General features: G+C 34.7%; 7 protein-coding genes. All 7 read left to right on the top strand.

The features are described from left to right. Window positions 1-378 precede the first annotated feature (378 nt). From OQ292_RS39835 to OQ292_RS39805, 7 genes are read left to right on the top strand one after another with little or no spacing between them, the layout of a single operon-like run. Window positions 379-1,101 carry a DUF6577 family protein gene (locus OQ292_RS39835; RefSeq protein ID WP_284689799.1) on the top strand — a complete coding sequence of 241 codons (723 nt, stop codon included), beginning with the start codon at window positions 379-381 and terminating at the stop codon, window positions 1,099-1,101. A gap of 1 nt (window position 1,102) precedes the next feature. After that, window positions 1,103-3,124 (top strand): methylation-associated defense system DNA methyltransferase MAD2, encoded by a 2,022-nt coding sequence (gene mads2, locus OQ292_RS39830; protein ID WP_284689798.1) that lies wholly within the window; start codon window positions 1,103-1,105, stop codon window positions 3,122-3,124. After that, window positions 3,121-4,533 (top strand): methylation-associated defense system restriction endonuclease subunit S MAD5, encoded by a 1,413-nt coding sequence (gene mads5, locus OQ292_RS39825; protein ID WP_284689797.1) that lies wholly within the window; start codon window positions 3,121-3,123, stop codon window positions 4,531-4,533. Before mads2 ends, mads5 begins: the two co-directional genes overlap by 4 nt. Next, window positions 4,521-8,672 (top strand): methylation-associated defense system protein kinase MAD6, encoded by a 4,152-nt coding sequence (gene mads6, locus OQ292_RS39820; protein ID WP_284689796.1) that lies wholly within the window; start codon window positions 4,521-4,523, stop codon window positions 8,670-8,672. The genes mads5 and mads6 overlap by 13 nt, the downstream gene beginning before the upstream one ends. Window positions 8,673-8,674: 2 nt before the next feature. Continuing rightward, a complete protein-coding gene (gene mads7 / locus OQ292_RS39815; protein ID WP_284689795.1) occupies window positions 8,675-10,237 on the top strand; it encodes a methylation-associated defense system protein MAD7 in 1,563 nt (520 codons plus the stop codon). A gap of 1 nt (window position 10,238) precedes the next feature. Beyond that, a complete protein-coding gene (gene mads8 / locus OQ292_RS39810) occupies window positions 10,239-15,635 on the top strand; it encodes a methylation-associated defense system ATP-binding protein MAD8 (protein WP_284689794.1) in 5,397 nt (1,798 codons plus the stop codon). After that, on the top strand, window positions 15,632-16,336 hold the full coding sequence (locus OQ292_RS39805) for a PP2C family protein-serine/threonine phosphatase (protein ID WP_284689793.1): 705 nt from the start codon (window positions 15,632-15,634) through the stop codon (window positions 16,334-16,336). The genes mads8 and OQ292_RS39805 overlap by 4 nt, the downstream gene beginning before the upstream one ends. The last annotated feature ends 1 nt before the right edge of the window (window position 16,337 follow it).

Genomic DNA, 16,337 nt, shown 5'->3' with positions numbered 1-16,337 from the left:
ACATTCTTTGCAAGGAATGCGACAAATATCGAACTTTTTTACGCAGTATATAAGCATAATTCTCAGCATGCAAAACTTGATTGTAATTGCATTATACTTGTTATGGTACTGATAATCATATAGTTATGATTTTTTCTTTTGATATACAATATCATTTTTGGTTTATCAAAAAAAATAATACTGATAATCAATTAGTTACACTAAAACAACTCTATTTAATATAACCGTTTTAATACTTGGAGGAACAATCTATCAGCCTCAAAACATATTATTTAATTCTTTGAAGATACTACAATCAAATTTATGGCAAGTAAATTTATTACTTGCCATAAATTTGATATACAAATATTATGTTTAGATTTGAATTTTTGATAAAAAATGAAAAAATCAGAACTTGCATCGAAATTAAAGGAGTATTTTGCTAATCAATCAATTATTACCACAAAAGAAATCACCAAAGTATTGGCGAATGCCTTCCCTGAAGTATCAACAAACACCATTTCTTGGAGGATCAATCAACTCAAAAAAGAAAAATTAATTTACCAAACAGGTAGAGGCTTATACTCATTTGAGTTTAAGCCAGAATACACTCCTGATTTCAGCCTTAAAACAAAAAGACTTTACAATCGCATGAAGCCATTTTGCAAAGCAGAATTAAGCATGTGGGATACCCAAATGCTTAATCATATTAGTGAAACCAATGTAGATAGGTATTGGGTGTTCCTTTCAACAAAAAAGGAAGAATTGGAACCACTCTTTGAAAACATGTTGGATTTTAGTAAACAAACTTTCCTTCAACCTGATAAAGAAGTAATCAGTAGATATTTAATGGCTCATACCGAAGCCGTTATAATCACTCCTTTGGTATCAGAAACACCACTTTGCAAATTAGGTGAATACATTACTCCAACAATTGAAGGCTTGTTAGTGAATGTATGGTTAAAATACGAAAATTACTTGAAACCTATAGGTTTCGATATAAAAAAACTGTATGAGCAAGCTTTTAAAAAATACAGTATAAATCAAAGTAAACTACTTCGATATGCTGCTCGAAGAGATAAAAGAAATGAGATTAATGAATTTATAAAATCAATAGAATAATATGTCCACAGAAGTAATTGAAAAAGAAGATATCGTATTAGAAGACAATCAACTGATTTGTGTTTTAACTGGAGCAATTAAAAAAGTTTCTCCGACAGAATCTAACCTCCAGTCGGTAATCATCATGCTTAACGAAGAGTATGGTTTTGACTTAGACGATATGGAGCGAGATTTTAAAATTGAATATATCGATCCTGATACCGAAAAATCGAAGAAGCAGAAAGTGGAATTAGTGGTTTTTGAAAAAGGCAAACCACATGAGCAAGACCACATTATTCGTATCTGTATTGTTCAGGACGATAAGGTTAAGGAAACCGATAAAAAGAAAGGTTTACCTGCAACACTTGAAAATGCTATGGGTGCTGTGGAAAGTTGTGAGTTCGGTTTGTGGGCAAACGGCTCTAGCTACCATTTCTTACAAAAAGAAGATGATGCACTGGGTTACGACTATGAATTTGTGGACTTGTCGGATTTTCCTGGTGAAGGTGAAACACTTGACGACCTTGACCGTGCAGACCGTTCTAGCAGTAGAAAACCTGCAAACGATTCATTAATCAAAGTATTTAAGCGTTCACATGACTATATATACGGAAATGAAGGGCGAAAGAAAGATGCCTTTTGGCAATTGCTCAACCTGATTTTCTGTAAGCTCTATGATGAAAAACGAAGATTTATCTGTGCTGAAAATGGCGAAAGCTACCGAAGAAAATTTTGGGTAGGTGTTAAAGAGCAAAACTCCGAAGATGGACGAAAAGCAGTTGCAGACAGAATTAAAGGTTTGTTTGAAGAGCTAAAATCTGATTCTGTTTTTTCAGAAGTATTTGATGGTAACGAAGCTATTGGATTAACCGATAAAGGGCTTGCCTTTATTGCAGGAGAACTCGCCAAATACTCATTCTTAGATGCTTCTGTGGATGTAAAAGGAATGGCTTATGAAACCATTGTTAGCAACACCTTAAAGCAAGAAGCCGGACAATTCTTTACACCAAGAAACATCGTAAAAGCGATGGTAGAAATGCTGAACCCAACAGAAACAGATAGAATTTTGGATCCATGTTGTGGTTCGGGAGGTTTTTTGGTAATGGCATTAGACCATGTGCGTAAACAAATTGCTACGAATATGTTCCCTGATTTAGATGGACCACTATTGGCAGAGAAGTTTAACTCCATTGAAGTAAACGAACGAATTAGACAATATGCAGAACGAAGCATTTTTGGTTTCGACTTTGATCCAGACCTGAAAAAAGCAGCTCGTATGAACATGGTAATGGCAGGTGACGGACATGCCAACATTTTCCATGTAAACTCCCTTGCTTACCCCAACTGGGAACACCCGGAAGAAATTGAGAAAATTAACGCTTCCATTAGCCGAAGTTTAAGCGAAATGAAAGACTTAGACAATGCCTATGGTAGCGATGCTCGTGAAAAGTTTGACATGGTATTTACCAACCCTCCATTTGGAGCTAAGGTAGAAGTAGAAAAGGAAATAGCTTCAAAATTTTTCTTATCTCAATATAATGACTCTCCAGAAATTCTTTTTGTTGAAGCCTGTTATAATTTTTTGAAGTATGAAGGTAAACTAGCCATTGTTTTGCCTGATGGTATTCTGAGTAATCCAGGAACAAAGGAAGTTCGGGATTGGATTCTAGATAGGTTTAAGGTTCTTGCATCCATTGATTTAGCTATTGAAGCATTTCTACCACAAGTTGGTGTTCAGTCATCTCTTTTATTCTTGCAAAAAAAGACTGAGGTAGAAAGGCAACTTGCTCAAGACAAAGAGGAAAATTATATGGTTTTTATGGCAATAGCTGAAAAACTAGGTAAGGATAGACGTGGTGTTCCTGTATTTAAAAGAGATGAAGATGGAGCCGAAGTTCTATATGATATTGAGACGAGATATCTAGTGAAAAACAAGAAGATAGGAACCGAAGAGCGTATACGAAAGGAAAAGCTGAAATTATTGGATGATGACCTACCAGAGATAGTAAGGGAATATATTAAATTTAGAGAACTACAATCATGAAATATATTATAGGGAATGTTCAATGGATTCATGATAAAGGCTCCCGAATGGATTCATCATATCATTTGAGTGAAGGGAGAGTAACGAGAAAAAAACTTGAGCTTTCACCATATGATGTTCTTTGTTTAAATGATATATCCGAGAGGATTTTCTATGGTGGTAGATCTAAACGAGTTTATGTTTCAAATTCTAATTATGGCCTTCCATTTATGGGAAGCTCAGATATGCTCAAGCAGCAGCATGATACGTTTAAGTTAATATCCAAGACTAGAACTAAGAATATTGCTGATTCTAAACTTAAAAAGGATTGGATTCTAATTTCCAGATCGGGAACAATTGGAAATACAAATTATACAACTTCTGAATTTGAAGGAAAAACAGCCAGTGAACATATAATTCGAGTAGTGCCAAACGATAAAATGAAAAGTGGGTTTATATATGCTTTTTTATCTTCAAAGTATGGATATGCTCTAATGACCCAAGGTACCTTTGGAGCCGTTATTAGGCATATTGAACCAGAGTATCTTGAAACTTTACCAATTCCTAATTTCCCAAATTCTTTTCAAAATAAGATTCAAGAACTTATTTCTAAAGCTTCTGAGTTAAGGGTTGAAGCAAATAAAATGATTCAGTCATCCAGGGAGCTACTCAAAGAAAAAGCAGGATTGAAGCCAATTAGTATTGATGATTATGAATATTTTGGAACATACCCTAAAGACCGAAAAATATCATTTTTCACAAGGAATATTAATGAACTTAATAGCACATCCTTAAATGCTTTCAATTATTCTAAGAGAGTTGAGGGAATAGAAAAAAGAGTACGTGACATTAAACACATGGAACTCTCTCAATGCATTGACACAAAGGGATTTTTCAATTCTGGATCATTCAGACGTCTTGAACTAGAATCACCAAAGTCTGTTAAACTGATAAATCAAAGTGATATTCTAAATATTAAAAAACAGGGAAAAATGCTTGCTCGTGCATTCGTAAAAACTAACAAGCTAGCTCAATACGGAGAGGTTTTAATTGCTGGTGTTGGCACCCTTGGTGAATCTGAAACATTTTGTAGAACCATTTTCGTCAATGAAGAACTAGATGGTCAATTAATTGCAGGAGAGTTTATTCGGATGGTAACTAATACTAAAATTCCAAGCGGTTATTTGTATTGTTGGTTGTCTACTGATTATGGGTTTAGAATGATTAGGAAAACTCAAGCGGGAACTAAGCTTTGTAGACCAATCCCAGATCTCCTCAAAAAAATTCCTGTACCAATATTGGACGAAAAAGCGATGGTCGATATAGATAGAGTTATAAAAGAAGCTCATACTAAAATGTTTATAAGCTTAAAGAAAGAAAATGAAGCAATCGACTTAGTAGAAAAAGAAATTGAATCATGGCAAAAATAATTAAACCACCCTATTTTGAATCGGTTGTGAATGCTGGAGAAAAGCGTTTGCTGGATTATTTAAAAGTAAATCTTCCAGATAGCTATTACTTGGTTCCCAATGTAGAAATTGCTTCAACCAACCCACGCAACAACCGTACACAATATTGGGAATACGACCTTATTGTGGTGGCTCCCCATGCCATATACAACATAGAAAACAAAGATTGGAAAGGACGTATTGAAGGAGACGATAATTATTGGTATGTAAACGACAAGCAACGTAATAATCCACTGAGAACTGGTCGTCAAAAAACTGCCATACTAGCTTCTAAACTTAAAGAACATGAATACGATTGGGGAATAGCATGGATTCAAAACATGGTTACGCTTTCGTTCCCTAATACCTACACACCTTCACTTTGGCAAGAAGCAGGCAAGCTCACTTTTCAGCTCGATGAAAAACTGATTGAATACATTACCGATCCTTATGGGGTTGGGAAATTAGAAAATGACATTGCCGATATTCAAAAAGATATTATTGAGTTTTTAATTGGGAACCAAAGCAAGAAAGCTCCCAACGAAAAACGTGAGGTTGAAGGCTATGAGATTATTGAGATTTTACAACAAGAGCCCAACTTTATAGAGTATTTGGTAAAGCCTAAAGGGGTTACTTCTTCAATTCGTAAACGAGTTAAAGAATTCTCCTTACAAGTTTTAGGCTTATCATTAGAAGACCTTCGCAAACGTGAAGAAGCCATAAAAAATCAGTACAAGGCGCTACATAAAATTAAATCAAAGCCATTTATCCTGAATGTAGAGTTTAAAATTGACGAAGAAAATCACCTTTTTTATGAGATTTCAGACTTTTTAGATGAAAACTCGCTACGTGCAGAAGCTCGCTCTAAAACCTTCACATTTCAAGAGAAAATTGGTATTCTTCGTAATGTAATGGCAGCTTTAAAAGAAGCTCACAAAGAAAATATTTACCATAGAGATATTAATCCGGACAATATCTATATGAGCAGCGGGTATGCTTATTTGGGAAACTTCGGTAAATCTTATTTCACTGATCACAACGAGCAGGGTTATACCGTAATGGCAACCATCAACGAGATGAATGCCACACCTTATCACCCATTAGAATTAACCGTAGGAGATGCTTCTCGATCATCAGACATCTACTCACTTGGGGTCTTAATCTATTGGTTATTCACCAGTGAAGAACCCTTTAAAACACCTTACGAATTAGATAAATTGGGTGGGCAAATACTGGAAGAAAAGCTACCAAGCCAAATCAACAAGGCTCTTCCAAAATGGTTAGATGAACTTTGCTTAAAAACGGTTTTAACTGATGAAATGAAACGTATTGACAGCATTGAGGAACTCGAAAACTTTATCAATGATTCTATCAAGGAATCACAAACAGAGCAACAGCCTTCAAAAACTACTCCTTCCAAAGCTCCACAACAAACGGAAGCTCCCGATTTAAAAGAAGGAGATCGTGTTGGTGAATATGTAATTCACGAAATATTAGGTCAAGGAGGTTATTCTAAGGTTTTCAAGGTAAAGCACAGCATTCAAGGGAAGTACTATACAATGAAGCTTTTCCATGAAAGCGTAAATGTTCAGTCAGTATCTGATGAATACAATGCACTAATTAACCTGAATCAAAACAACATTGTAAAGTTTGTTTGGAATGGAATTGCTCCAACTGGTCAATTCTTTACCTTGATGGAATACTTGGATGGCGAAAACCTAAGTATTTACACTCGTACTGATGCTCGTCTTCCTATTTATCGTGTTTATCAAGCTGCAAAAGATATTTTAGGTGCTTTGGTTTCTATGCAAAATATGCCAAAATCGGTATTACATAGAGACATTAAACCACAAAACATCATTTGGGACAATCAGGAACGCTTTGTTTTAATTGATTTCAATGTAGCTTCCTTTGCAGAAGACAATAAAGACTTTGTTGGAACCAATCCTTACTTAGCTCCAGACTTAATTACAGACAACTACAAAGTAAACTGGGATAAGTCGGCAGATACCTTTGCATTGGGTATTACCCTTTATGAGCTTATTTGTAAGCAGTACCCTTGGGGTGCAGTTAAAATTCCTAAAATGAGTTCTTTTCCTACTAATGCAATAGAGCTAGAACCAAGAATATCAAATGATTTTAATGATTTTCTGATGCGTGCAATTAGCACAAATTCAGAAACTAGGTTTAAGAATGCCCAAGAAATGTTGGATGCCCTTTTGGAAATTGGAGAAGAAGGCATTTTAGAAAGGAAAAAGGAAAAAGTGGAAATGGCTGTTGAAATTGAAAAGCAAGATGATTTTGTAAAATACATCAACTCATTGTACAGTCAGTCAAAGCACGGAAACTCTGGAACTAGAGCCAATTTCGACACCAATATTTATGACGAATTAACCTATACACCTACTAAACTGGATAACCACCTTATTCCGGCAATATTGGATGGTCAATTCAAACTTTTAATCATTACAGGTAATGCAGGAGATGGCAAAACGGCTTTTATCAGAAAGATTGAAGAAGATAAAAACATCAGTCAATTAGAGCGTTTTGGTCATAAAAATGGAGCTCGATTCAAAATCAATGGTGTATCATTTGAAAGTAACTACGACGGTTCGCAAGATGAAGATGAAAGAGCTAATAATGAAGTATTGGAGAGCTTCTTTCAACCTTTTGAAGATATTTCAAATTACAACCAAGCCAAAGAAGGAAGAATTATTGCCATCAATGAAGGTCGATTGGTTGAGTTCTTAAAAACCACAGAAAAGCATAAAGCTCTTCACGATCATATTGAGAACTATTTCTACAATGAAGGACATCACGAGCTACCAGAAGGCTTAATGATTATTAACCTGAATTTACGATCGGTCGGAGCCCAAACTGATAGTGAGCCTAGTTTATTCAGGCAACAAGTAAAAGCCCTTACCCAAAAGAAATTATGGAGTAAATGTGAAGAGTGCTCCTTGGCAAATCAATGTTTCATCAAATACAACGTTGATTCATTCAATGATACGGCTACTGGTGAAGAAGTAATTACAAGAATGGAATGGCTGCTAAGAACAGCTAGTCTAAAAAGAGAATTGCACATTACCATGAGGGACTTACGTTCTTTCATAGCCTATACACTTACTCGTGATTATGATTGTAAGGATATTGAAGGCTTGTTCCAACAAAATCAATCTACACCGGAGCATTACTGGCAACATTATTACTTCAACATCACCAACCCTTCGGTTGATGATTCAGGTAATCAGGATAGATTAATAAAACTGCTAAGAGAAACAGATATTGGTGAAGTCTCAATTCCTGATTTAGATAGAGATTTGTTCTTCGGAAAACACCAACCGAAACATTACCTCGAATTTGCTGAAAGGGAAATCAATCTTTTAGAGGTATTTAATTCTATTGAAAGAATTAAACCAACCTATGAACAAGACGATAACGAAGTGGCAAGAATAAAGACCATTCAAAAGAACTTTGTTCGTCATCAATACTTTGAAGGAAAAGCGGAATTACTTAACATCCAGAATGGCTATGTAAAGAATAATGGTGAAGAAGAAACCTTAAAACTTCCTTCATACCTTTTACGACTACCTTACCACTCTGTATTTAAGTTTGTGAAGGTATTGGAAGAAGGTGATACAGACAATCATACAAAATCAAGCATTTCAAGAGCTATTTCATTGAATGAGGGTTGCGATAATCCGGGAATAGATCAAAATTATTTGGTGCTTTCCTCTACTGAAATAAGAGATCCATTTAGTAAGTCCTTCCGCTTGTTTGATTTGAAAGATTTCGAGTTGTTTGTAAACAGAACAGATCATTTGGTGAACTACTTGGAGTATGAACCGGATAGTTTGACCTTTAGACATAAAGGAAAAAACACTAAACACATTAAGCTTACCATATCCTTAGACCTTTATGAAATGTTATATTTCATTCAGCAAGGCTTTAGTCCATCATTGAATGACCTAAGAGGGAAATTTGTAGAGTTGATCATCTTCAAAAACTTATTGGAGAATCTAAGTTACAAAGAAGTGGTGGTTACTAAGGATAACATGGAGTTTTTTAGAATCAGTAAAGACGAGCAAAACCTTCTTGAAATTCAACCAATGGAGATATAACTATGGCGATAAAATTAAATAAAGAAGAGAGCTTGTTCAGAAATGAACTGATTTTTACCGCAGATGCAAAAGCGGTAAACATAGATAATACCTTGGTGAATTTATTCATGTTATTAAAGCACAATGGTATTCGTCCAAAACAAAGAGCTCGTTCAGGAAAGAATCTCTTTATAGAAATAGATTCTTTAAAGAACTCATTTAAAAAATTAGAAGAAGAAGGTGTTTTAAAAGGTTTTTCAGATAACCCTGATGCTGTTGAACCTTGGATAAGAAGTAATCTTGTTAACATGGTTTACAGAGGGAATATCGACAGGGAAAAAATCTCTTCTCTACGTCCTATTCATCTAGAAAGCTATAAAGTTAGAAATGCACCGAATACGAGGGATTATAATACAGCAGATCAGGTATATCTCATGCTAGGAGCTAATCCAACTGTAAAAGAAGACCTGAAAAACTTCTTGATGGAAGGTTGGGATCAAACTACTAACAAGATTAATCTGAGTAATGAACTTGACGTTGATAGCTTAGCTATGCTGCATATAGTTAAGCAAGTAAAACGAGAATTTTTAGAAAGTAATTCCGCTCTGAATCAAATTAAACCTATCCTACAAAAACAAGCCGAACTTTTTTGTGATGATGTAAGAAGGCTATTGGTTTACAAAAGATTGATACCAAGAAATGTACTGATTGATTACTTAAAAACAATCACCTCATTCCACTTGTCGCTATATATCCAAAAGTTGGTTCATTTCTTACCAAAAATGGTAGAATCAGGCGGTACAGACATAACCGATGATTGGAACATTGTGTTAGATGCAACTGATAATTACGAAAGTAAAGTTGCCAGCTTATCTGCTACTGATGCAGAAAGTTTAACCAACAACATTTACGACTATGTGAAATCTACTTTCCAAGTAAATGCTTCTCTAAGAAGGTTAAAACTGGATAAGACCAATTCAGAAAATCTGACTAAAGCTTTGAAGATTTTACAAGAAAAACCTACGGATTTTGAAATCTACTTTGAAACCCAATGGGATAACTTATACAACTCATTGGAAGAAGAAGATAAGCTTCTTATTGAGGATATGGTGAAATATGAGGATACCTATTTTGACCAATACATACAGCTTATTTTAAAAGTAAGAGGTAATTACCAATATAAATTTCATATTCAGCTAATAGACAATCTTTCTCAAAAAAATAATGAAAGAGGTTTCATGGCACAAGGTAGAAGTAAAAAGCATCCAAGGCGATTTGTTTTGGGCACAAGATTGCTTGAAACCCTTGTTCAAATCTTAGTACTAGAATCAAAAGATAGTCAATTTCAAACAAGAAGTTTATCTATTGAAGAGTTGGTGTCGAATATCAGAGATAGATACGGATTGGTTATTAACGGACTAAATGAAGAGCGATTTGCTGATGCAGATTTACAAACACATTTAGCCTTCAAAGAAAATATGGAGGCGTTTAAAATGAAGCTCCGTCAAATTGGTTTTTATAACGACCTGAGTGATGCTTATATCCTTCAAAGAATTAGACCACGCTACGAATTAAACGCTCAGTAAAATGGAAATGCTAAAGACAATAAATACATATTACAAGAGAATAATTGACCTGATCCTTGAATTGCACAAGGCAGATTTGAGCAATGCTATTCCTGGGCATTGTATGAAAATTACAGGTCTAGGATTAAATGAATTAGAGTTTCTGTGGGATATTATCCACGATAAATATCCTACTATTGATACCTTCATTGTATCTGAAGAAAGTAACGGTAGTGATAAATTTATTTCTGCTACCAAGCTAGTAGAATATAGAAATAAGCAAGAAGCTCCTTTGTTAGTTTTAATCCCTTCAAACAGCCGAACAGCAGCAGAAGATTCTTATGGTAATGCCACTTTTAAAGAAATTTCGCTTGAAGGAATTGAGCAAAAATTGAAGGAAGAGCTCATATCTAAAATACCGGAAGATTATGCTCACCTTATCAAGAGCGAAATACTTCAATACCTTAATTCAACGGCAATAAGTACTGTAAGTATCATTAAATATTTACTAGCTCTTGAAGAAGGAGGATATTCAAATAAAGCGGTTGGAAACAATATTTATCTGCTCAATTTACTGCCGGACGAGAGATTAATTGTAGAGCCTGAAAAGGTTCGTTCCAGATTGAATTTCAACCTTGAAAGTATTGAGCTTTTAAGTTCATTTAGCAAACCGCTCTATGATAGAATTGCAGAATTACCATTAAAGCCAAATACTTTACAAAAAGAAATTGTAAGATTGATAAAACAAGAAAATAAAGCTCGAAATGCCGATGAAATTTGCCGATTAGTATTTGCAAACTATCAACATTTAAACTTTGCCAATTGGTCAATTGATATACCTGATCCTAATGAGGTTAAACTAACAATAGATTTAATCAACTCAAAAGATTTTAAAGAAGAAGAAGGTAAGAAAGTACTGTACACTGAAGAAACTAAAACAGCTAAAATAAAAATAAGAGTGTCAACAAACATACCTCCTAAAGATATACCTGATTTGAAGTTTTTCAGAGTAATCTTAATGGCTGTTGATGGTGGTCAAGGCGAAGAAGTTGTTGTTCTCAAGAAACATAAAAATACATTAACAACTCGACCATATCGAGATATAACGATTGATCTTAATTCTAACAATGTAGAAGAAGGTTCTTACTTTTTCAAGGTTCTAGCCGAAGATGAGATTGGAAACATTCTGAACGGTGACGATGATTTTAAAGAAGCAAAAATTCAAGAAGCCTATGAAAAGGCAATTCTAAATGAAACGGAAGAAAATAAAATAAGACAAATCAAGAACTCATTTGAATATAAACTAACATGTGATTCTGAGGACTTCGATTTTGTTGTTGATCCAAATGTCGAAAAAGACGAAAATCAAAGAAAGGACAAGCTTAACAACGTTCTTCAAGCTTACTTCAAATATAGAGTTGAAAAGATAAAATCAGAGGACGAAGCTGATATTCCGAAAGCATCAGAAAATTCAAATAATTGGTTAAACGATATAACCAAGCATACATCTACCTTCCACATTAACTATTCTGAAAGACATAATTATCAGATTAATCTTTCTTCAAAGTTGAGGGGGATTGAAAATAAGTTTTTAGAACACAGTGAATCATTTGGTTATGTGGAAGGTTCATTAAAAAGTAATTCAGCAGCAGTAGGCTTTGGATCGTTAAAATTTGTAGAAAGTGATTTAACTAGCATCATTCCCAATCCTGTATTGAAATTGCGTAAGGGGATTTTTAAAGCAATTCAAGAATCGAATGAAAATGGTGATGGTGTTCTTGAAACAGCAGATTTATTCAATCATTATCAAATCATTAAAGATTACGTTCAGAAATTAACCGAGTGGACTACTTCTTTACAAAATCAAGTTTCAAGTGACGAATTAAGTGCCGAAGAGAAAAGTAATATTCAACACTTCCTTACAGAGCTTCAAATCCTGGATGTAGCTAGAATTAGAACCAAGCTTCCTGATGGACAAACTACAGAGGCTTTATTACTCTCTCCATTGCACCCGCTAAGATTAGCATGGATTATTGAATTGATGGAGCTATTCAATGATTGGGAACAAAAAACTAAGGATTACCCAGGATATAAAGATTCATGGACAAAGAATTTAGAGTTTTTCTTTGAAGGTCAATTATCTCCTGAAAACAATCCACTTGTATTGGTGGAGCCTAACTCATTCAAAAGCTATCATTATTCAGGTGAACTGGCTTACGGATGGGGATTGTACCTGAATGTTTTAGCAGACGAATCAAAAAACGGAATGACATCTGTTTCAAGACAAATGAAACATTATTTCCGCCAGCTCTTCAATGTAACCAAAGACAATTATGTTGAAACAGATATTAGCCAAAAGCTAGTTGTTAGGCATATTAAAAATTACTTCGCTCAACATCCATATACTGACAAACTGATTATTAACCTTATCAACTCTGGTGATGCTTCGGTTTTTGCAGATGCCTTTGTTGAATTGGAACGTGATAAAGCGTTTAAATCTGTAAAATATGAGGTAAGAATATTTAAAGGTGATGACAGGATAATTGAGCATGGTGAAGCATTAAGAAACCTGATTAACCCTGAATTTAATGTGTCGGAAGAAGCAGAAGCATTTTCTCAGCCATCTAAGAATAGATTGTTTCCAAAGCTTCGATTCTCAATCAATAGCATTTCAGATTACTTAAAAGTGCCTTCAAAATTTACAGCTCATTTAAGTTTCTTGGTTAGTCCATTCCCAATTACAGTTGAGTTAGTTAAACCCTATAAAAATGATAGAAACTTCTATCTAAATGGCTTATTAACAGGATCTACTGTTACGGTTGATGAAAATGGTAGCCAAATCAAATGGAACAGGTTTATTAGAGGAAATGAGCTTCCTATTGGTTATCAGGGAAGCGGTAAATTAGGAATTGACCTATTTGACAATATACAATCTTTTATTGCAGGAGCATTAGCTTCTAAACATACAGAATCTATTCCTTCTACTCAATTACGCTTAAATGATAGAGACAAGGTTCTTTTAACACATTTACATGATTATTCTGACTGGGTTATTACATTTGATAAGAACCTAGGTCCACAAATATTCGATCAGCCTTCAAAAGATGGCAAAATACCCTTCTTGTTGGATTATGTTCCAGGAGAAGAATTATCCGGAATTTCATCCTATTTAACGACACGACCGACATCTGAAATTTTAGGTTTACTCGGACCACATTTTGAAGAGTTTGATCTAGACATTCATAAGGCAGAAGACGAGAAAAAAATCAAAATACTTCTTGAAGACTTAAGAGCTGTAAGTAGCTCCTTAGTTCTTCAATTAAACTCTACTAAAAACAAAGCTTTTGAGGTGATTGGATCTGCTTTCACAAAAAGGGTTTTGGAAAAGAAAGGATTGTTAGAAGAAGCTTTCTTGATTCCGATTGATTTACATCAAAATCTATTTGACAACCTTCCTTCAGAAAATAAGAGCCGAGCTGATAATTTATTGGTATCTATCAACCCTGATAAAAGAGAAATAGCCATTACTGTTATTGAAATCAAATGTAGAAAATCTCTCGGTGAAACAGAAAGCGATGAGCTTAAAGTTAAAATGAGAGAGCAAATCGAAAACACAATTGAAGCATTAAGAATACACTTTGATCCTGAGTATCATTTATCAATGGATAGACTTGATCGTGAGATTAAGAATAAAGAATTAAAATCCCTTTTGAGTTTCTATATAGAAAGGGCTCAGCGTTATGAGTATTTAAGCGAAAACGCATACGAAAGTTATCTTGCTTTTTTACAATATATTGATGCCGGGTTTAAACTGAAATTCAATCAATTAGGATTGATATTCAACTTCACAGCCCCAAGAAAGCACCACAAAGAAGTTATTGATCATGATTTAACTTTCTTCACTTTTGGAGGAAGGCTGATTGAAGAAATTCTTGATCCGGATTCTGATTTAAATACAAGAAGACTAGAAGACAATGAGTTAGATGCAGAATTAAGTTCTGCAATAGGTACAAACACAACCTTGAAGCCTTTCATTCAAAAGTTCAAATCAAAGGAACCTGAACCGGCTAAAGAAGAAGTACAAGAGGATATTGAAGTTCCTGTTGTTGAAAACACAGTTACTCCAGTCGAATCTGAAATAAAAGAAACAGAAATTGAGGAGAAACCTATATCAGAACAAGTATCGGTTAATCCTGATCACGAAAGCCCGGAATACGATATTTTAATTGGAAAAAGCTCCCCTAGTAGTCAATACGGAATATTAGGTGAAAGTCTTCACAGTAAAAAGATTGCGATAGACCTTAGTGAAACCAATACAATCAGCTTATTTGGTGTACAAGGTGGTGGTAAAAGTTATACCATAGGAACAATATCAGAAATGGTATTGAAGCAATTCAGTAAGGTGAATGAATTACCTGCCCCACTAGCAGGAGTGATATTCCATTATAGCGAAAGCATGGATTATGAGCCGGAGTTTACTTCTATGATTTATCCAAACGATAAGAAAGTAGAACTCCACAAGCTTAAAGAGAGATATGGTGCGGAGCCGGATAATATTGAAGATGTGATAATCCTTACTCCAAAAGATAAGATTGAAGAGAGACAAGCGGAATATCCATCAATTGAAGTATTACCAATAGCATTTAATTCTAAAGAGCTGAATGTACAAGATTGGTTATTTATTCTCGGTGCTGTTGGTAATGATTCTGCATATATCAAGCAGCTCAAAGCAATAATGAAAGAACACAGAAGAAATATCACAATAGATGGTATTACCGATAGTGTAGAATCATCTGAATTGCTTTCCAATTCACAAAAAGCACTTGCACGTCAAAAGCTAAGCTTTGCTAGAGAATACATAGATGACAGCTTTATGCTGCGTGATTCATTAAAGCCCGGTAGGTTAATTATTGTTGATTTACGTGATGAGTTTATCGTTAAAGATGAAGCTTTAGGACTATTTGTTATTATGCTAAATATTTTCTCTGCTGTTAAAAATGTAAATGGTACTCATTTTAACAAATTTATTGTGTTTGATGAGGCTCATAAATACATGGACAATAAAGACCTTACAGGGAATATTGTTACGGCTATACGTGAAATGAGGCACAAAGGAGTAAGTATCATGATTGCCAGTCAGGATCCACCAAGCTTACCAAATGAAATCATTGAATTAAGTTCGGTCGTTCTCCTTCATAAATTTAACAGCCCTCAATGGTTAAAGCATATTCAAAAATCTATCACTCAATTATCAATATTGAGTGCAGCAGACATGAGTGTCTTAGTTCCAGGAGAAGGCTTTTTGTGGGCTACAAAGGCAACGGAAAAAAGTATAACTGCCAAGCCTGTTAAGGTTTCTACTCGACCTAGAGTAACCAAACATGGAGGAGGAACGATTCAAGCTACAGGTGGTAAATGAAGTCAATAGTTTTTTCACATAAAGGTAAACGAGAAGTCAATCAGGATTTTGTTTTGGTTCAAAACATAAATCCTGAAACTTATCTACACCTTATTGCTGATGGCATGGGTGGCTATGAGTATGGTGAAATTGCAGCAAAATTGGTTGCTGAAAATGTATTGACATTTTTAGCAACAGTAGAATCTATAAATGAAGTACAAATCCAAAAAGCAATTAACAAGGCTAATCTTGCAATAAGACAGCTCCGAGAAAAGAACAATAGTAAAGTTGGAGCAACTGTCGGTGGTGTCATATTACAAGCCAATCAAGCCACTTGTTTTTGGGTTGGAGACGTGAAAATCTTTCATTACAAAAACAACCGACTGATCAAAGAATCTACCTCACACACCTTGATGAATGAGGTGATAAGCAATGGCTCAATCAAGGATCCAAAACAAATTAGCAAGTATAAGCATGTTGTAACTCGTTCCGTTCAGGGAGATGTTGAACATTCTCAAATTGAATCATTCACACAGGAAAATTTAGATAGTTCTGACTTGTTCTTGATTTGTTCTGATGGAGTTCATGACCTATATGATGGTATTCATTTACAGCAAATCTTAAACACCTCTGATTCAAACGAGGAGGCGTTTAATAGAATTGAGAAACACTTATTGGACGAGGCTAAAGACAATTTTTCATTGATCACCCTCCAAATTTGAT

The organism is Chondrinema litorale (assembly GCF_026250525.1).
Classification (GTDB): domain Bacteria; phylum Bacteroidota; class Bacteroidia; order Cytophagales; family Flammeovirgaceae; genus Chondrinema; species Chondrinema litorale.
The sequence above is the reverse complement of the archived record's forward strand: the minus strand, read 5'-3'. Positions and strand labels throughout refer to the sequence as shown.

Coding starts and splice junctions, on each gene's coding strand:
- OQ292_RS39835 (WP_284689799.1), top strand. CDS start 379: ATGAAAAAATCAGAACTTGCATCGAAATTAAAGGAGTATTTTGCTAAT.
- mads2 (WP_284689798.1), top strand. CDS start 1,103: ATGTCCACAGAAGTAATTGAAAAAGAAGATATCGTATTAGAAGACAAT.
- mads5 (WP_284689797.1), top strand. CDS start 3,121: ATGAAATATATTATAGGGAATGTTCAATGGATTCATGATAAAGGCTCC.
- mads6 (WP_284689796.1), top strand. CDS start 4,521: ATGGCAAAAATAATTAAACCACCCTATTTTGAATCGGTTGTGAATGCT.
- mads7 (WP_284689795.1), top strand. CDS start 8,675: ATGGCGATAAAATTAAATAAAGAAGAGAGCTTGTTCAGAAATGAACTG.
- mads8 (WP_284689794.1), top strand. CDS start 10,239: ATGGAAATGCTAAAGACAATAAATACATATTACAAGAGAATAATTGAC.
- OQ292_RS39805 (WP_284689793.1), top strand. CDS start 15,632: ATGAAGTCAATAGTTTTTTCACATAAAGGTAAACGAGAAGTCAATCAG.